Source organism: Chryseobacterium sp. Bi04 (genome assembly GCF_918698085.1).
In the GTDB taxonomy this organism is placed as follows: domain Bacteria; phylum Bacteroidota; class Bacteroidia; order Flavobacteriales; family Weeksellaceae; genus Chryseobacterium.
Genome location: NZ_CAKKLP010000012.1, coordinates 40744 through 60147, shown reverse-complemented (window position 1 = coordinate 60147; position 19404 = coordinate 40744). Strand labels below are relative to the sequence as shown.

The following is a 19404-nucleotide window of genomic DNA, read 5'->3' as shown; positions in this document are numbered from 1 at the left end:
AAAATACTTAAATTAAGTATAAACTGTATTAAAATCAGGATATTGCAGGTGATGTTTAGTTTATCGCTTATTTTTTATTCCAATCACTTTTAAAGCATCAGGTGTCAAATAAATATCATCAAAAACAGTAAGAGATTCCACATCATTGAAACCCAGAGGAATCATATCATTTTTATTAAAAGATAATTCTATGGAAGGATCATATGATGCTACGATTCTCACCTTTGAGTAGCCGTTATAATCCACTTTAAAACCTTCAAACATACATTTTTGTTCTGCTTGCTGATACTCTGCATACTCTTCAAATCCTACCACATCCGTTCTTTTTCCGTCATTATGCTCCAGGGACTTCCAGGAAGCATAATTTTTAGGCTCCTTCAGTACATTTCCTTGCTTATCTACAGGAACAAACATTCCAAGATAGAGTGGTTTTCTTAGAAAATTAGCATAATTATTCATCAAATTTAAAATTTGAAGATCGGCATACCCTTCATTAGAATAGTATTCAATTACAAAGGTTGTCATCGGAATCAGCTTGAGAGAAGCATCAGTCGGCATAGTGTGTGTTTTCTTTATCGGACGATAAAAATAGTATTTTTATTTTCTTTTCCCAACGGAAGTCTGCAATAGAATGGAATTTATACCCATTCTGAATAACAATAATAAATATACATCTGTTTATTTTTTGGTATTTTTGAAGAACAATAACGTAATAATGATAGTGAACACCTTTCTACAGGATATTAATGAAGTTTTTGCTCTTTATAAAATGGCTTCTGATTTCAAGAAAACAGTATCCGGGGTACAATGGCCGGAATTTGACAGAAGCATGATAGAAACAGAAATTAAAGAAAACCGCCATTGGAAAATTATAGTAGACGGACAGATTGCCTGTGTCTGGAGCATCACATTTAATGATCCTCAGGTTTGGGAAGAAAGAAATGCAGATCCTGCCGTTTATATTCACAGGATTGCTACCCATCCAAATTTCAGAGGACAGAAATTTGTGGAACAGATTGTTGAATGGTCGGCACAATTCGCAAAGGAAAGTGGGAAAAAATATGTAAGAATGGATACCACAGCAGGAAACCAAAGACTGGCTGATTATTATATACAATGCGGATTTACCCAATTAGGCGCTAAAAAAATAGCTGATACCGAAGGGCTTCCTGCCCATTATCATGATGCGACTATGGTACTTTTTCAGTTGGAAGCTTAATATTTTATTTACAGACAGGTTTAACATCGTTTAATAAGGTAACTAAGGTTTTTCCGGGTTCCTCAATGGGGATCAGAAGGGCAGAATTTCAGACTATATTCTTTTTTTAAACAGAGCTTTTACACTTTTATGTTGCTTTCAGAATTATTTAGTGTGTACTTACATTCTTATTAAAATTCTTGAAAATCCACTTTAAATTCGAATAAATTCCTTCAAAACAACAGTTCACTAGCATTAAATTTAAAAGAGCTATCTTTACAATAACCAAACAAAATTATTAATATGTCATTTGTAACCCCAGAAGGAGCAAGGAAAGCTCAGCTGTCTGTAACAGAAAGAGCACCCGTTGCTCATGCCGTTCTGTCAGGCGCAGAAAATATCTCAAAGTATAATACCGGCGTATGTCATGATGTAGTAGCTTATGCTTTATACATGCGAGGTGCCCGGATAAGCCCGAATCAGCTTGCTGAATCAGCAGGACAAAAATGGCTGACTGTATTCAGATATCCGGAAGGAGAAAAGTGGGATGGATACGCTCCCATTCCGGCAGGAAAAGCAATCGGCTTCTACAGACTTATCGACAAAACATGGTTTCATTCAGCAATTACTACAGGAAATGGTAATGAAATCCGATCTGTAAACGGATTCTCTTTAGGATCAGCATGGTCTGTTCCCGTAGATATGGACTGGGTTTTCTTAGGTAAAAGAAATTCAGACGGAACCTTTAATTATGACGGCACTAAAATAGAAGTGTACATTTCACCTTTATAGGAGCCTAGACAGAAACAATTTTAATAAACTGTTTCTGTCTTATTTTTATTTCTTTTTCTCCTGAAACAACAGGAATTCACCCATTTATTCCTTTATTTTCTCCAAATACCTGTTACCCGCTAAAAACGATTGTACTCAAAATTGTACTCAAAAATATCAGATTGTTAATCCATGGGTATTTTTTACTTCTGCCATTACAAACGTACTGTGCGTACTTCCGATAGAATCTACAGAACCCAGTGTATTGAATACAAAATCCTGATAATGTTTCATATCCCGGACCTGAACTTTCAGCAGGAAATCAAAATCTCCGGAAATATTATAACATTCTGCCACTTCTTCTATTTCCAGAATTTCATGAACGAAATCATAGCCTACAGAACGGTCATGAATTTTCAGCTTGATCTGGCAGAAAACGGTAAAACCCCGGTTAAGTTTATCCGGATCAAGAACCGCAGCATATTTTTTCACATAGCCTTCCTGTTCCAGACGTTTCACCCTTTCAAAAACAGGAGAAGGGGAAAGATTAATTTCTTTGGCAAGCTCCTTAACGGTAAGTTTTGCATTTTTCTGAAGCAGTCTCAGCAGCTGTATATCTTTGGTATCAAGATGTTCCACAGGATATTATTCTTTTTAGTATTAATTTTATTCAAAATTACAGAATTATATTCTTTTAAAATAAAATTATACAGATTTATTTGCTTTATTTAAAACTATTTATTATTCGTTTATTCTGTATTTGTAAATTTACACAAAATTAAAATCTTCTATTAGCACAGATAGAAAATGTAATTGATACAGAATAGTTCTTTACAGATACTTCATCAAACAGGAGAGGTTTTACGTAAGGTAAATTAATAGGGAATCGTGTGCAAATCACGAGCTGTCGCGCAACTGTAAGTAACATACCAAAGGGTTCTGTCCTTGTGATCCACTGCCTAAGCGGGAAGGACGACAGAAACTGTTACAAGTCAGGAGACCTGCCTTTACTGAATTGACAATGCTTTCGCGGTCTGAAGCTTTGGGTCATACAGATGATATACTTTTTAGTACGTTTTTCCAAGAGTAAAACGGAACTGTCAGGTATGCATTATTTCCCAAAAAAATCTTACCGGCAAAAGCATTACGAAGCATTCAAAGAGCTTTTAAAAATAAGTTTAATTAAAAGTTTAAAAAAAATGCAAACGCACATTCTTGGCTATCCGCGAATTGGTAGCAAAAGAGAACTCAAAAAAGCCTGCGAGCAATATTGGTCAGGCAAAATCCTTTTGGAAGAACTTCTTACTACAGGAAGGAATATCTGCAATCACAATTGGAATATTCAGAAGGAGGCAGGGATAGACCTTATTCCATGTAATGATTTTTCCTATTATGATCAGGTACTGGATATGAGCTTAATTGTAGGTGCTATTCCGGTACGTTATCATGAAGTAGCCCTTAAAAAAAATAATTCAGAGCAGGATCTGTACTTTGCGATGGCCAGAGGATACCAGAAAGACGGGTTGGATATCACGGCCATGGAAATGACCAAATGGTTTGATACCAATTATCATTATATTGTTCCTGAATTTTATAAAAATCAGCAGTTTACACTGACTTCCGACAAAATATTCAACGAGTTTGCGGGAGCTAAACAAGCAGGAATTAATGCCAAGCCGGTACTCATCGGACTTGTTTCTTATCTTCTTTTAGGAAAGGAAAAAGAAGAGGGATTTGATAAACTGGATCTTGCCAAAAACCTTCTTCCGGTATACACTGAAATCTTAACAAAACTTCAGGATCAGGGTGCTCAATGGATTCAGTTTGATGAGCCGTTTTTAACTTTAGATATAACAGAGAAAGCAAAAGAAACCTATCAGTACGTTTACCGGGAACTTAGAAAACAATTCCCACTGCTAAAATTCATCGTTGCGACCTATTTCGATGGATTGAAAGACAATGTATCGCTTGCTGTGTCACTTCCTGCAGACGTTCTGCATATAGACCTGGTGAGAAATCCTGAGCAGCTGGCAGATATTTTACATGCTGTTCCTGAAAACCTAAGCCTGTCATTAGGAGTAGTAGACGGAAGAAATATCTGGAAAAATGAGTATGAAAAATCTTTGGCTTTCATTAAAAAAGCTATTGAAAAACTCGGTACAGAAAGAATTTTTGTGGCTCCGTCATGTTCATTGCTTCATTCACCTTGTGATCTGGATTTTGAAACGGCCCTTCAGCCTGAAATCAAAAACTGGCTGTCTTTTGCAAAACAAAAAGTGAAAGAAGTCGTAAGTCTTAAAGCTCTTGCTTCAGGAACTGAGGACGAAAGTATCCTTGCAGATTTTGAAGACAATAAAAAGGCTGTGGCCGGCAGAAAAACATCTTCTCTTATCCATAATGATAAAGTGAAACAAAGAGTAGCTGCCATTACTGAAGAAGATGCTCAGCGAAAGCACTCATTTAGAATCCGTAAAGAAAGGCAGCAGGAATCATTACAGCTTCCGCTATTCCCAACCACAACCATAGGCTCATTCCCGCAAACTACAGAAGTAAGAAGCTGGAGAGCCCAGTTTAAGAAAGGAGATCTTAGTGCAGAACAATACGATGCTTTATTGAAAGAGGAAACTCAGAGAACCATTCGCTGGCAGGAAGAAATAGGAATTGATGTGCTTGTTCACGGAGAATTTGAACGTAATGACATGGTTGAATACTTCGGGGAAAAGCTTGAAGGATTTATTTTCACTAAAAACGGCTGGGTACAGAGCTATGGAAGCCGCTGTGTAAAACCACCGGTTATTTTCGGGGATATTTCCCGCCCTGATCCAATGACTGTATACTGGTCTCAATATGCACAATCCCAAACCAATAAATGGGTAAAAGGAATGCTGACCGGTCCTGTTACTATCTTGCAATGGTCATTTGTACGGGATGATCAGCCCCGTTCAGAAACCTGTAAGCAGATTGCTTTGGCCATCCGTGATGAAGTAGTGGATCTTGAAAAAGTAGGAATCCGAATCATCCAGATTGATGAACCTGCTATAAGAGAAGGTCTTCCATTGAGAAAAGCAGAATGGCAAAACTACCTGAAATGGGCCGTAGAAGCCTTCAGAATCTCAGCAAGTGGAGTAGAAGATGCTACCCAGATCCATACCCATATGTGCTATTCTGAATTTAATGATATTATTAAAAATATTGCCGATATGGATGCAGATGTCATTACAATAGAATGTTCGAGATCCCAAATGGAACTTTTAAATGCTTTTGCAGACTTTAAATATCCAAACGAAATAGGTCCCGGAGTTTATGATATCCACTCTCCAAGAGTACCTTCTAAAGAAGAAATGATTGAACTTTTAAGAAAAGCTCAAAATGTAATTCCAGCCACCCAGTTATGGGTAAACCCTGACTGTGGCCTCAAAACAAGGCATTGGGAAGAAACTGAAAAAGCTTTAATTGCAATGGTAGCCGCTGCTAAAGAAGCTGCAGCAGCCTATGCATAATCATTGCTTGTTCCAATATCATCATGAAAAAGCATCTCCAGGGATGCTTTTTCCTTGTTTAAGCATGCGCACATCTCGGACAGATTCCGCTGATGATAAAGTTATACTCCTGAGCTATAAAATTCTCGGGTAAACTAATTTCGGGTATTGCATTTTCAATACAGGTAACAGAATGACATTCTTTACAATTGAAATGAACGTGATTATGAAAATGTTGTTCGTGAGTACATTTTCCACTACACTTTGCAAAATTAACGACCCCATCAATATTGACTATCTTGTGAATAGCACCTTCGTTTTCAAGCCTTTCCAAAACCCTGTAAATGGTAACCCTGTTACACAAGTCTCCTAATTTCTTCTGAATATCAGAATGGGTAAGAGCCACCTCAGAATCGTTGATAAGGTTCAGAATCTCAGTTTTGGCATGGGTATTTCTAACTCGTCTCATATTTTTAATGCAACAAAGTTGCGTTATTTAAAATTTTGTATTTACTTTGCAACAAAGTTACAATAACAAATTTAAATCAATCCTTTTTATGAAGTCAAAAATTCTTGATGCAGTAGGAATCTCCGCCGCCGTTTTATGTTTGATTCATTGCATAGTTTTCCCTTTACTGATGATCATCCCTTTGGGAATATCCCATAATCCTTATATTGATCTGGCTTTTCTTATCATTGGAACCCTCGTAGTTTTCAGAATAACGGCAAAAATAGCCAACCGCCGGCTCAAGTTTCTGTTCTGGATCTCTATTATTCTGATCGCCATTTCTGTACTGGCTGATTTTATATTTGAAGTTCATATTCCTCTTATTTATGTGGGAGCAGCAGGCTTAATTACAGGACATATTATCAATTTTAAAAATCATAAACATTAATACATGACAAAGAAACTTCCTGTAACTGTACTGAGTGGCTTTCTGGGAGCCGGGAAAACAACTTTACTGAATCATATTCTGCACAATAAACAGGGTTTAAAAGTAGCCGTTATTGTGAACGATATGAGTGAAGTGAATATTGATGCGCATTTTATCGGGAATCAGAATACACTTTCAAGAACGGAAGAAAAGCTTGTAGAAATGAGTAACGGATGCATTTGCTGTACACTCCGCGAAGATCTGATGATTGAAGTGGAGCGTTTAGCGCATGAAAAACGTTTTGATTACCTGCTGATCGAAAGTACAGGAATTAGTGAGCCTATCCCCGTTGCCCAAACATTTACCTATATGGATGAAGAAAGTGGCATAGACCTTTCCAGATTCAGCTATATAGACACTATGGTGACCGTAGTGGACAGCTTCAATTTTATGAAAGACTTTTCAACGAATGAATTATTGATGGACAGAGACCTTACAGATATAGAAGGGGATCGCAGAACCATCGTTAACCTTCTTACGGACCAGATTGAATTTGCCAATGTCATTGTCTTAAATAAAACAGATCTTATCGATTCCGAAACTCTTGGATTTTTAAAAGCAGCTATAGCTAAGCTGAATCCTGAAGCCCACATCATTTATTCAGAATTTGGAGAGGTTAATCCTCAGCATATTTTAAATACCCAACTCTTTGATTTTGATACTGCACAGTCTTCAGCCGGCTGGCAAAAAGAACTTCAGTCTGATCACCACAATCCTGAAACAGAAGAGTATGGTATCGGTTCATTGGTTTTCAGAGACCAAAAACCATTTCATCCCGAAAGATTATGGAACTACCTTAATGAAAGATATCCTGAAGGTATTTTAAGGGCTAAAGGGCTTTTCTGGCTGGCTTCAAGACCGGATGATGCATTAAACTTCTCCCAGGCAGGAGGTTCATTCCGTTTAGAAAAAGCAGGAGTCTGGTGGTCCAGTATGCCCATGAATCAAAGACTACACTATAATTCATTTACAGAAAATCAGGAATTTATTGAAAGCAGATGGGATAAAAACTGGGGCGACAGAATCAATGAGCTTGTTTTTATAGGTCAGGATATAAACAAAGACCAAATGATACAGGATCTCCAAGACTGTCTTATTAATGATAAAGAATTATTAAGCCAACAGCAGGACTTTCAGGATCCGTTTCCTGAACATATTTAAAATTAACTTTTAATTAATGCAACAAAGTATCAATAATATCATAAATAGAATACCTTTCAGCATTATTTTTACAGCATATGGACAGACGTAAATTTCTAAAAGGATCAGCATTACTATCAGGTCTCTTTACAATATCTCCGCTTGAACTTTGGAGTTCCCAAAGAAGTACTGAGCAACTCCATTCCGGAAGTGCAAAAAACATCATATTTATGGTAAGTGATGGGATGAGCCTGGGAACACTTTCAATGGCCGACCTGTATTCCAGGAATATTTTAGGAAAAGGAAGTAACTGGCTTAGTCTGTATCATGATCAAAAAGTTTCACGGGCATTGATGGATACGGCTTCAGCCAGTTCTATTGTCACAGATTCAGCTGCTGCAAGCTCAGCTTTCGGGGGTGGAATCCGAGTAAAAAACGGGGTTTTGAACATGGGACCTAATGGTGAAAAGCATCTTCCTATATGGCAAAAATTTAAAAAAGCAGGAAAAAAAGCAGGCTGCGTCACCACGGTAACGATTACCCATGCTACACCTGCAGGATTCTGTGTGAATTCTGCCCAACGAAATGCAGAACCTCAAATCGCTGAAATGTATGCCGAGCTGGAGTTAGATGTCCTGATGGGTGGCGGCGATGAGTTTTTTAATCCGGAAAAACGGGAAGATAAAAAAGACCTCTATGCTGTTTATCGGAAAAAGGGATATCAGGTGCTTAAAGAGCGTAATCATCTGAAAGACATTAAAAAAGGAGAAAAGATAGTAGGAATATTCAGTACAGGAGCATTACCTTACAGCATCGACAGAACCAGTCTTCCTGATTTCAAAAATACACCTACACTGGCTGATATGGCAAAGACCGCTATTGATCAGATGAAAGATCATCCGGGAGGTTTCGTACTTCAGGTGGAAGGAGGAAAAGTAGACTGGTCTGCCCATGCCAATGATGTAGCCGCATTAATTCATGATCAGCTTGCATTTGATGAAGCCGTAAAAACGGTGATGGACTTTGCAGAAAAAGACGGAAATACGCTGGTCATCATTACTACAGATCATGGAAATGCCAATCCCGGAACGATTTACGGAGCTGATGCAACTAAAAATTTCAACAGTATTTCAGATTACAAATACACTAATGAATATATTCTGAATAAGATCCATAAAGATTTTTCTGTAAAAGATATTAAAGACTGGATTTACGAAGGTAACAAACTGGTTCTGAATGATGATGAAGCCAAACATCTATTAAGTTTCTATAATGGCCTTGAAAAAGAAGAGGGGCTTTACAATTATAAGAAACTCCCCTTTAAGCTCTATTCTGATATCCAGAAAAACCGTAATTCTGTGGGGTGGATCAGTATGGATCACTCCGGAGATTATGTAGAAGTGGCGGCTTATGGTCCGGGAAGTCAGCTTTTGCAGCCGTTCATTAAAAATACAGATCTGCATGATCTCATGCTCAAAGCTTCACCTCTTTAAACTCATTCATATTTTCATATCATATTAATTTTTGGTGGTAACAGGGCGAATTGTATTCGCCTTGTTTTTATTTTATATACTATATCCATCTTCATCATTTTGAGTGAAAATACTCTTGTTCTGTTTTATATTTTTTGATCAAAACAACAAATAGCCTAAAATATTGATATAAAAATGTTTCGGTTCCTATTATGCAGAAGCTCATATAGAATACTATCACAGTAATGGTAAGTGTGTTAAACAAAAAAGGAGGAATTTTATAACCTCATTTTTTGTTTTATTATTGGAAGGGTTTATATTCCACCCATTACATACATGTTTTCCATAGTAGGAACCGGACTTCCGCCTTGTTTTTCAAGGGTGATGGCAAAGGCCTGTGCTTTTGAAATAGTCGCCAGTGGAACCTGACTGTCTTTATCTTCAGTATACATTCCAGCGCTTACCGGTTTTCCATCTTCAAGAGCCCAAAGCTGATACTGCATTCCTTCCGGAGTTTTTGGAAGATTTTCAGCATTCAGGTATACTTTTTTTGTTTTTTTGTCCCAGAAAACCATGGCCTTGGCGTCCTGATGTCTTTCAACCCCTTTCAACATCACCATTTGCATGTCCGGATTGGAAAACATATCCAGTTTCCGGTCCATTTTTTTCATAGCTTCGTCCTGAGATTGTTTTTCCGCTGCCAGTTTTGTCATTTCCTGTTTTGTTTCAGACTGGCTGTTCATCCAAAACAGATTTCCGGCCACACTTAACAGGAATAAAACAGACGCAGCAACAGCATAAGCTTTCCAGTTTGTTTTTCTCTGGATCTGTTCCTGAGTTTTAATTTTTCTTCTATCTTCTGCTTCCGGAGTATCTATAGAAAAGGAAGATGCTGTTTCTTCAACAGAAGACTGTTCCTGTTGAATTCTGTTCCAGATTTTAGATTTCAGATCACTTGGAGGTGTTACAGCCTGGGCCGTAGCAAGATGTTCCAAAGTTTTTTGTGCTTCTTCAAAAGCCGCTTTTACTTCAGCATTATTCTTCATCACACACTCCAAAATCCCAGCTTCCTCAGGAGAAGCATGGCCTAGAATATAAGATTCTATAATTCCGGATGATATGTATTCTTTTGTGTTCAATTTATTGATAATCTTTTAGCAAATCTTTTAATTTCATCAATGCATTCCGCATTTTCGTTTTTACCGTTCCCAGGGGTATCTTCAGCTTTTCGGATATTTCATGTTGGGTATATCCCTGATAATAAGCCAGATTAATAAGTTCCTGCTTGTCTGCGTCCAGTCCTTCCAGTACATTGCTAAATCCGATATAATCGGATGAATTGTTGGTCGTTGAAAGTTCTGTAGTATTATATACGAAATCCGGAAGTGGTTGGTTTTTAAGCTCATTCTGAAACCCTTTAGATTTTAAATAATCTATAGCTGTATTTCTGGCAATATTGATCATCCAGGTATAAAACCTTCCTTTGGATTCATCATATTGATGGATAGAATTCCATATTTTGACAAAAACATCCTGAATCACTTCTTCGGTATATTCTTTAGACTGAACAATACGAAGAATAATTCCGTACAGCGCACCGGAATAGTGGTCATACAGATAATGAAAACCATTTTCGTTTTTTTCTTTTAATAAAACGATAAGTTCCTCTTCAGAATAGGCTGTCTTAATAATTATTATTTTTCTTTCCAAATGTAGCAAAATAAAATACATTCCAAATAAAATCATTAAAATCTTTACTTCATATATGATTTTAAAGGTTTTATTTAAGATATATCAGGAAAGCTTAATTCAAGAGCAATACTACCTGTGTATTCCATGATCAACCCTGTTCTTACTTGAAACCTACATAAAATTTGCTTTGATTTCATTCTTTATAAAAAATAAATAACTGATTATCAAGTATTTGTTGATTATTTCATTTTTTATCAATCTAAAACAAAACCAACCTCGTAAATGACACTAAGAACACAATCAACCTTAACAATAAAAAATCAGCACAATGAACACACAATCAAAAACCGCAGTTTTAGCAATGGTCGCTTTATCATTCGCTTTTAGTGGGAAGGTAACTGCACAAATGATGAAAGAAAAAACAGTAATGGTAGGAGGTGCTGCCATGTATCCGGCAAAGAATATTATTGAAAACGCCGTCAATTCTAAAGACCATAAAACACTGGTAGCGGCAGTAAAAGCTGCAGGTCTGGTAGAAACATTACAGGGAGCAGGTCCCTTTACCGTATTAGCACCTACAGATGCTGCTTTTGCAAAACTTCCGAAAGGAACCGTAGAAAGCCTTGTAAAACCTGAAAATAAGGCTATGCTTACCAGCATATTGACGTATCATGTGCTATCCGGGAAATATAATGCTAAAGAAATATGGGCTGCAGTAAAAGCCGGAAACGGAAAAAGTATGATGAAAACTGTACAGGGTGAAGAGCTTACATTCTGGACGAAAGGTAAAGATCTTTATGTAAAAGATGCGAAAGGAAACAGTGCAAAAGTGACCATCGCGGATGTAAACCAGTCTAATGGTGTCATTCATGTAATAGATACAGTTCTGATGCCATAAGAATTAATAAAGCTTTAAACAGCATATGCAGGTATGCTGTTTTCTTCAATTATCTAAACAAACACTTAAAAATTAATATTATGAAAAAAACGATTCATGTTTCTAATCAGGGAGCAACCCTTGATACCAGCAGAAGAAACTTTTTGAAACTGGGAGGTATAGGGTTAGCCATAGCTGGCCTCACACTGGTAGGTTGTGATGATAATGATGACTTTCAAATGATAGATGGTGGTAAAATATTTGATCTGGGAACAGGAGATGTGGGTATATTAAACTACGCTTATGCCCTCGAACAGCTTGAAGCAGACTTTTATACTAAAGTAGTTAATAACTTTTACAGCGGAATCTCAAGTATTGAAAAAGAAGTTTTCACAGATCTTTATCACCATGAAGTCATTCACAGGGATTTTTTTAAAGCAGCCATTAGCGGAGCCACTGAGAATGTCCTTCCAAAACTTGAATTTCAGTATCCCAATGTGAACTTTAACAACCGGAGCTCTGTGCTTGCCACTGCCAAAGCATTAGAAGATACCGGAGTAGCAGCCTATAACGGAGCCGGAAAATACATTACCAATGCGGCTTATCTTGTTATTGCCGGGAAAATAGTTTCTGTAGAAGCAAGACATGCCTCTGCTATCAGAAACCTGATCAATCCGGGATCTGCAGATTTCTCAGGAGATGATGTAGTAGATGCTAACGGCCTGGACCTTGCCAAAGAGCCTAAGGATATTGTAATGGCTGCAGGTGGGTTTATAAAAACTCCTTTCTCCTGGAAAGAAAGAGGTATTAATTAATCATTCATCTTCAAATCTTGTATTATGAACATTCTTAAATTATTAGATAAGCTTTCTCATGATAATTTTTTTACTGCAGAAGCTTCAAGACTGGAAACAATTACGAATATGTCATTATTCGGAAAAAAAGCAGCAACAGCAGCCGCTCCTTTTGGATTAGGTGCCCTGGTGGTTAGTCCGGCAAAAGCGGAAACCCCAACAAAAGAATTTACAGGTACTGCATTAAAGAGTACATTAACCGATGCTTTACAATTGGCATTGGTATTAGAATATCTTGAAAATGAATATTATGCCTTAGGGCTGTCTACAGCAGGCCTGATTCCCAATTCTGACAGGCCGGTTTTTATGCAGATCTCAAAACACGAATCAGCCCACGTTAGTTTTCTGAAAAGTACTCTTACTTCTCTGGGAACAACACCGGGAGCGAAACCAACCTTTGATTTTACGGCTAATGGAAGTTTCTCTCCTTTTACAGATTACAATCAGTTTCTGGTCCTGGCGCAGGCTTTTGAAGATACAGGAGTAAGAGCTTATAAAGGACAGGCCGGAAATGTCATGTCCAATAAAGTTGTCCTTCAGGCTGCTTTACAGATTCATTCTGTGGAAGCAAGACATGCATCACAGGTAAGAAGAATGAGAGCCAATAAAGGCTGGATTGAACTTGCCAACGGCGGAAATATGCCTTCAGCAACAGATCCTGTATATGCAGGAGAAGACAATGTGAACCAGTCCGGATACAATACAGGATCCTTATTTGGGACAGCAGCAGGTTCAGCAGCTTATGACGAAGTGATGAGTGGCAGTGATGCCCAAACTATTGCCTCTTTATTTATAGTGTAATTGTGATTGGATGGCAGTGGAGCGATACGCTTTTTCCAGCATATCCGGAAAAGGGCCTCTATCCTCAAAAAATACGTATCGTTAGGCCTTAAAAAAACATATCATCAACAATTAATTTTAACCATCCCTTTACTACAAGTACCATATATTATATAATGTATGGTACTTTTGTATGATACATTAAAAACAGTCTTAATACAGAATTCTTCTCATATGATGGAATAATTATTGCCTTATTCAATATGGTTCATTCTAATATTTTTCTATTATGAAAATAGCAACCTATAATGTCAACGGAATAAATGGCCGGCTACCTGTACTCTTGCAGTGGCTGAAAGAATCATCACCCGATATTGTATGCCTTCAGGAACTCAAAGCTCCACAGGAACGGTTTCCTTTAAAAGAAATAAATGCAGCAGGCTATGAGGCTATATGGAAAGGGCAGAAAAGCTGGAATGGAGTAGCCATACTGGCAAAAAATATGGAGATCACCGAAGTACAGCGTTCTCTGCCTGGTGATCCTGAAGATCTTCAGAGCAGATATTTAGAAGCCATTATTGATCAAATGGTTATATGCTGCTTATACCTTCCCAATGGCAATCCATATCCGGGATCAAAATTTGAGTATAAACTTTCATGGATCAAACGCTTAAAAAGGAGAATGAACCAACTTATCAAAATGGAGCTTCCCGCAATCCTTATCGGGGATTTCAATATTATTCCCGAACCTATCGATGTTTATAAACCTGAGCGCTGGGAAAATGACGCATTATACAGAACTGAAGTAAGAAAAGCCTATAAAGAACTGCAAAAGAAAGGCTGGCTGGATTCTATCCGTACCCTTTACCCTGAAGAAAAGATCTATACATTCTGGGATTATTTGTACAAAGCTTATGACCGCAATGCCGGAATACGGCTTGATCATATTTTATTAAGTCCTTATCTGGGTTCTCAGCTAGAATCGGGTGGAGTAGACCGTCATGTCCGGGGCTGGGAAAAGAGCAGTGACCATGCACCGGTATGGATTATATTAGACCGACACTGAAAGCCATGAGGCTGGTGACAAAGGCTTTAAGAAATAACAGACAGCCGGCTTCACAAAGAAAACCGGCTGTCTGTTATCTGTATTCTATAGAATCAAAGATCTATAGCAAATTTATGATGACAATTTACGCCGGCGGCCGGAAACCTTTCGGTCAAGATCTTTGATATCCTGTCTCAGCTCACGAAACATTTCTTTAAAGTTATAGCTTTCATAATCGCCGGGTTCAAAGTCTTCCGGAAAAATTCCTGAAGCATATTGCCATATTTCCACCACTTCATCAAAAGGGATTTCGTAAGGCTCATAGAATGAATTATCTGCACTTACGCTGATGGAGCTTTCATTCTTTTCTTTAAAACGTTTGTAGGTAATTCCGTCATTTAAAGTAACAAAAACATAGGTTTTACCCGGTTTCAGGTCATTTATTCCTTCTACATATTTCCCTACAATATAGGACCCGTCTCTAAACGGGGGCATAGAGTCTCCATCTGCAGGAAAGGCCCTGTATTTTCCATTGGTAAGAAAGGGGAGTGCAATCCTTTGAAGGCTTTCAATATATTCTACATCACTATACCCCTCCAGATATCCCATTGATGCTTTCTGGGGAATAATTTCAATGGTATCATTCCCATGATGGTCTACAGCTACCGGAAGCACAATCCTGTTATCCGGAAGTTTCAGCATTTCATCCATAGGATATTTTTGGATATCTACAGATACCAGCAGATCAATACTCACATGGAAGTATTTTGAAATTTTTACCAGAAGCTCAATTGGCGGTTCAGATATTCCATTCTCATATTTAGAATATCTTACTCTGGAAATCGTTAATTCGTCAGCTACATTTTGTTGGGAAAGCTTTCTCTTAGCTCTTAAGAAGCGTATATTATTTGAAAAAATTGACATTGATAAAATAAAAGTATATCAGCAAAAATACAAAATTGATTTCGTTATCAGTGACCCGGAAGGTTGGTTTTACTGTACAAAGTAGAAAAATTCAGTTTTTCACAGCTATTTTTATGGAATAGTTAGAAAAAACTGAGCTCCTGAACTTCAGTTTTAATTTTCCTGTCCTCTATAGAAGCTTCTTATTTGCTTTGAAGAATATTCATTAAAAGACAATATTTACTTATAAATTAATAACTCTAAATTTTTGAATTTGAAATATGCTTTTTAACATTTAGTAAATCAACCAGATACCACATTAAACGATATTCTCATTATTTTGCTTTTATATTAATGAAATATTAAATTATAAAAACATATTATTAATTTTTTCAGAAAAACTTATCAACTTATTATTATTCTTCTTATATTCGTAATGTAATAATCATATAAAATTATAGTTATGAAAAACTTAAAAAAATTAGACAGAAATGAGTTAAAAACAATTTCTGGTAACGGATTACTTGATCCAATCGGTGGATTACTAGGAGGATTAGGTGGTGTAGTTGGAGGTGTTGTAGGAGGTGTAGGCACTATCGTTGGTGGTGTTGTTACAGGTGTAGGTTCTACAGTTGGTGGTGTGTTAGGCGGTGTGGGTACCCTTGTAGGTAACACATTATGCCAAACACAATGTGTAATCAATGGTGTAATTCACATCAGATTACTTGAGTGTGGATCTACTTGCTAAGAAAAAACAAGTAATAAAAACTATACCGCTCTTTTCAGAGCGGTTTTTTTGTGGGCATATTTCTCATATATATTTTATTATAACACAATATGTTATGCGTAAATAAACATTATATTCAGAAACGCGGTGCACTTTCTTTAATGCAACAAAGTTGCTTTAATAAAATTAATTATCTAGCTTTGCCGGATTATTAAAGCATACGCATATGAAAAAAGCCGTTATTTTTTTGATGGGAGGGTCTGTCATTTCTTATCATTCTGTGATGAAAGCTCAGAACCTGAGTACTGAAAAGACAGTCCAGGATATAGAATCAATACGGATACAGGGAAAAATGAACAGGGATGTGGTAAGTATTCCAAAGAAGACACTGGATTTTATACAGTCCAAAACCTTAGGAGAAACGCTGAGTAAAATTCCGGGTATCCAAAATTCAGGATATGGTCCCAATTCCGGGGCTCCTGTTATCCGAAGCCTGAGTGGGAATAGGGTAAAAATTCTGGAAAACGGAACTTCAGTGAATGACCTTTCGGGAATAAGCCCCGATTTTAATCTGGATATTCAAATGGATAATGCTCAGAGCATTAATATTTATAAGAATTCAGCAGCAGTACTGTATGGTGGAAAAGCTATTGGAGGAGCCGTTGATATTGAAACGAACTATATCGTCCGTCAGCTTCCATCAAAAAAAATTAACCTTCAGGCGCTTCTGGAAGGTGGAAGCAACAGTGGACAGAAACAGGCCTTTTCAGCAAAAGGCACCATCACCAAAAACTGGGTATGGACAATAGGAGGTTCCAACCAAAAACAGGAAATCGTCAGTATACCGGGGAAATCTAAAGACAACAGATGTTATGATCCAAACCTGGTAGGATTTAATAGTATTTTGCAATCCCTCTGCCAGTTGGATGTAAATTCAAGAAATGTTCTTAACATTAGTCTGTTCCCTTATATCAGCCAGTTTGCCAAGGATCATATGGTAGAATATGAACTTTCACATGATGATCTTTATACATTCAGCCCCACTTATTACAATCCGTCGGATGGCCAATATCACCCCAATCCCAAAAACGATCAATACGTTCCGGGGCAGGATCCCACGAAAGACCGCTACAAAAGCGAAGTAAACAGTATTAAGGACTATGTGCCAACAAAAGACGGTGTCATTCCAAACAGTCATTCAGAAAGCAATTCATTCTATTTGGGGACCAGCTATATTGGCAAATCCTTTTATATAGGAGGAGTCTATCAAAATTCCTATTCGTATTTTGGTGTTCCCGGCTATGCCTTATCCAAAATCCAAAAACATTCCCATGGGAAACCCCAGCAGCCCCTAGAGTATTTACCTATTAATATAAGAAGCCTATCCCATAAGGCTATGCTGGAAACGGCCTATCAATTCAGCCATTCTCCAATTGCCAGTATAAAGCTTAATTATATAGGGGTGCTTTCCACAAATTCAGAACTTCTGGAACGCTATAAAGCCAATCAATTTCAAGTACAACAACATAATGGCCGTTTGGAAATAGTGCAACAGAAACTGAAATTTCTAACAGGAACTACAGGACTTGAAGTACAATACAGAGAAATGGAGGGTAGCGGAAGTCAAAGATATCTCCCTAACAACATAAGCCGTGAAATTGGCATATTCACGATGCAGCACCTCAATTTTGATTTTCTTGAATTTGATTTGGGATACCGGAATGATCACGTCCAACGCAGGGCTGATACTGATAAAAAATACATCAGAAGCCGCGGGCTTTCAGGAGGAAACCTCACAGGAAGGAATTTTACTCTTAATCAGTTTCATACAGCAGCCCAATGGAATATTTTTAAAAAAGCTTATCTGAAAATACAGTACAATCACTCGGAAAGAGCCCCGGAAGTCAATGAGCTTTATGCTGGCAACAATCATTTTGCCATTCTCACAGAAGAAAACGGAGATGACAAGCTGGATAAAGAAACTGCAAAAACCTGGGAAATTGGTGGTGGACTTAATTTGAAAAATATACGCTTATCCGCCAATTGGTACCATACTTTCTATAAAAATTACATCTACCTTGCTCATACAGGGATTTCACGGGAAGTTTTCCTGGTAAAGGAATGGCGTTCTGATGACACCGAGATCACCGGAATAGAAGCGGAGGCTGCTTACAAAATGGACCTTCACAGATTGGGAAAATGGGAGTTAGGCTCTTATTATGACCTGGTAAGAAACATCAGTACGGCAGACAGTTCCATAAGAAAATGGAGTGATGGAGATTATATGCCTAATATGCCCACAAGCCGTTTTGGATTCAGCCTTACAGGAACGGTCCAAAAGCTGAATTTCAATATAGCATTAGACCATTATATGAAGCAAAAATATCTTGGTAAAAATATAAACCCGGAGCTTCCTATGCCTGCATTTTCACTTCTTAATGCCCGTATTTCTTATGAAGATACCCATTTAAAAACAGGAAGTATAGAATATTATATACTGGGAAACAACCTTTTAAATACAGAAGCAAGACTTCAAAATTCTCAACTGAAATTCCTTAGCCCTCTCGCCGGAATTAATATTTCAGTAGGGGTAAAAATCAAAATATCATAATATCTATAACCCGTCTGCTGCTGTGTGAGCAATTGATAAAAGCAGGTAACAGACGGGTTTTATTTTATCAACCGAAAGGTCATATTGATCCTTGGTTTCATAGGCAGAGCAGATTTGGCAATGCGGTGTTCCCAATTTATCTGAAGATCTCCTTTCATGATTAACAGGGAACCATGCTGAAGGGGGAGGCTATATTTATTGGTATGATCGTCAACGTTTCTGAAATCAAAACTTCTTACCTGTCCAAGGCTTACAGAGGCAATAACAGGGTGGTCACCAAGTTTACTATCTTTATCCCGATGCCAGGCTACAGAGTCATTCTTATCACGGTATAAATTTAACAATACTGAGTTAAAAGCACATCCCGTGGCATTCTCTATACGCTCTTTTACATCAAGCAGTTCCGGAAGCCATCGATTGGCTGTAAATTGTGTATCTCCCAATTGATAGGTCTTTTCTTCATCACCGTACCAAGCCGTCAAACGGGGAGTGAGAACCATTTTATCATACATTTTCTGGGTTCTCTGTTTCCATGGAGCAGTATTCATTAATAGTTCTTCAAGCCCTGAAGCCTCTTCTTCAGGTAAAAAATGTTCTGTATACTCCAAAAGTTTTTTAGGGAACCGATAATATTCTTCAGAATTAAATAAACTAAGCTGCGACATTTTAAAATTTAAGGTCTATAAATGAATTGCACTGAACTGTTATCATAAAAAAAGATAGTGATATAAATTATATCAACAAAAATACGAATTTTGTTCAAAAATGTAACTATTTTTACAATATAGGCCTGGACAATATTTATAACATAAACACAAAATTCTGTTTAACAGACATATAAATAGATCATCTGCAAAATTATCAATAAAAGCTTGTAGGTATTTTAAAGGGCAGGGGGAGTTATGCACAGATTCACGGAG

19 protein-coding genes and 1 riboswitch are annotated in these 19404 nt (G+C 37.4%); of the genes, 12 read left to right on the top strand and 7 right to left on the bottom strand.

From position 1 onward, the window contains the following. Positions 1-60 precede the first annotated feature (60 nt). A complete protein-coding gene (locus LQV47_RS17200) occupies positions 61-558 on the bottom strand; it encodes a hypothetical protein (protein WP_230039070.1) in 498 nt (165 codons plus the stop codon). Positions 559-715: 157 nt separating this feature from the next. Here LQV47_RS17200 and LQV47_RS17195 point away from each other — a divergent pair, with 157 nt between their 5' ends. Further along, positions 716-1219 (top strand): GNAT family N-acetyltransferase, encoded by a 504-nt coding sequence (locus LQV47_RS17195; RefSeq protein ID WP_230039068.1) that lies wholly within the window; start codon positions 716-718, stop codon positions 1217-1219. Between the two features lie 282 nt (positions 1220-1501). Beyond that, positions 1502-1990: a hypothetical protein gene (locus LQV47_RS17190; RefSeq protein WP_230039066.1), complete on the top strand. Its 489-nt coding sequence runs from the start codon at positions 1502-1504 to the stop codon at positions 1988-1990. A 156-nt stretch (positions 1991-2146) separates the two neighbouring features. Here LQV47_RS17190 and LQV47_RS17185 read toward each other — a convergent pair whose 3' ends face one another. Beyond that, complete coding sequence (locus LQV47_RS17185) at positions 2147-2608, bottom strand: Lrp/AsnC family transcriptional regulator (protein ID WP_230039064.1); 462 nt, start codon at positions 2606-2608, stop codon at positions 2147-2149. Between the two features lie 200 nt (positions 2609-2808). Beyond that, a riboswitch (cobalamin riboswitch) is annotated at positions 2809-2993 on the top strand. Between the two features lie 175 nt (positions 2994-3168). Here LQV47_RS17185 and metE point away from each other — a divergent pair. After that, positions 3169-5469 (top strand): 5-methyltetrahydropteroyltriglutamate--homocysteine S-methyltransferase, encoded by a 2301-nt coding sequence (gene metE / locus LQV47_RS17180; protein WP_230039062.1) that lies wholly within the window; start codon positions 3169-3171, stop codon positions 5467-5469. A 58-nt stretch (positions 5470-5527) separates the two neighbouring features. Here metE and LQV47_RS17175 read toward each other — a convergent pair whose 3' ends face one another. Next, positions 5528-5917, bottom strand: coding sequence for a transcriptional repressor (locus tag LQV47_RS17175; protein WP_230039060.1), 390 nt, complete (start codon positions 5915-5917; stop codon positions 5528-5530). 88 nt (positions 5918-6005) lie between these two features. Between LQV47_RS17175 and LQV47_RS17170 the strand changes: the two genes are divergently transcribed. The 3 genes from LQV47_RS17170 (at position 6006) to LQV47_RS17160 (ending at position 9016) form a co-directional block, all read left to right on the top strand. Next, complete coding sequence (locus tag LQV47_RS17170; RefSeq protein ID WP_230039058.1) at positions 6006-6344, top strand: MerC domain-containing protein; 339 nt, start codon at positions 6006-6008, stop codon at positions 6342-6344. Positions 6345-6347: 3 nt separating this feature from the next. Further along, the gene (locus tag LQV47_RS17165) at positions 6348-7544 is read left to right on the top strand and encodes a GTP-binding protein (RefSeq protein ID WP_230039056.1); all 1197 of its coding nucleotides are present in this window, start codon (positions 6348-6350) and stop codon (positions 7542-7544) included. Positions 7545-7621: 77 nt separating this feature from the next. Next, positions 7622-9016 (top strand): alkaline phosphatase, encoded by a 1395-nt coding sequence (locus LQV47_RS17160; protein WP_230039054.1) that lies wholly within the window; start codon positions 7622-7624, stop codon positions 9014-9016. Positions 9017-9309: 293 nt separating this feature from the next. Here LQV47_RS17160 and LQV47_RS17155 read toward each other — a convergent pair whose 3' ends face one another. Beyond that, positions 9310-10134 (bottom strand): anti-sigma factor, encoded by an 825-nt coding sequence (locus LQV47_RS17155; RefSeq protein WP_230039052.1) that lies wholly within the window; start codon positions 10132-10134, stop codon positions 9310-9312. Between the two features lies 1 nt (position 10135). After that, positions 10136-10705 carry a sigma-70 family RNA polymerase sigma factor gene (locus LQV47_RS17150; protein ID WP_230039050.1) on the bottom strand — a complete coding sequence of 190 codons (570 nt, stop codon included), beginning with the start codon at positions 10703-10705 and terminating at the stop codon, positions 10136-10138. A gap of 310 nt (positions 10706-11015) precedes the next feature. Here LQV47_RS17150 and LQV47_RS17145 point away from each other — a divergent pair, with 310 nt between their 5' ends. The 4 genes from LQV47_RS17145 (at position 11016) to xth (ending at position 14264) form a co-directional block, all read left to right on the top strand. Continuing rightward, a complete protein-coding gene (locus LQV47_RS17145) occupies positions 11016-11585 on the top strand; it encodes a fasciclin domain-containing protein (protein WP_230039048.1) in 570 nt (189 codons plus the stop codon). A gap of 80 nt (positions 11586-11665) precedes the next feature. Continuing rightward, complete coding sequence (locus tag LQV47_RS17140) at positions 11666-12379, top strand: ferritin-like domain-containing protein (RefSeq protein WP_230039046.1); 714 nt, start codon at positions 11666-11668, stop codon at positions 12377-12379. Between the two features lie 24 nt (positions 12380-12403). Then, entirely contained in the window at positions 12404-13219 is an 816-nt protein-coding gene (locus tag LQV47_RS17135; RefSeq protein WP_230039044.1) for a ferritin-like domain-containing protein, read from the top strand. Positions 13220-13487: 268 nt separating this feature from the next. Continuing rightward, positions 13488-14264, top strand: coding sequence for an exodeoxyribonuclease III (gene xth, locus LQV47_RS17130; RefSeq protein ID WP_230039043.1), 777 nt, complete (start codon positions 13488-13490; stop codon positions 14262-14264). Between the two features lie 111 nt (positions 14265-14375). Here the strand turns inward: xth and LQV47_RS17125 are convergent, their stop codons facing one another. Then, positions 14376-15167: a LexA family transcriptional regulator gene (locus LQV47_RS17125; protein WP_230039040.1), complete on the bottom strand. Its 792-nt coding sequence runs from the start codon at positions 15165-15167 to the stop codon at positions 14376-14378. A 442-nt stretch (positions 15168-15609) separates the two neighbouring features. On the opposite strand from LQV47_RS17125, the gene LQV47_RS17120 reads away from it, so the two are divergent. After that, complete coding sequence (locus LQV47_RS17120; RefSeq protein WP_179140018.1) at positions 15610-15894, top strand: hypothetical protein; 285 nt, start codon at positions 15610-15612, stop codon at positions 15892-15894. Positions 15895-16099: 205 nt separating this feature from the next. Beyond that, positions 16100-18484 (top strand): TonB-dependent receptor, encoded by a 2385-nt coding sequence (locus LQV47_RS17115; protein ID WP_230039038.1) that lies wholly within the window; start codon positions 16100-16102, stop codon positions 18482-18484. A gap of 59 nt (positions 18485-18543) precedes the next feature. Here LQV47_RS17115 and LQV47_RS17110 read toward each other — a convergent pair whose 3' ends face one another. Further along, on the bottom strand, positions 18544-19149 hold the full coding sequence (locus LQV47_RS17110; RefSeq protein WP_230039036.1) for an alpha-ketoglutarate-dependent dioxygenase AlkB: 606 nt from the start codon (positions 19147-19149) through the stop codon (positions 18544-18546). Positions 19150-19404: the final 255 nt, after the last annotated feature.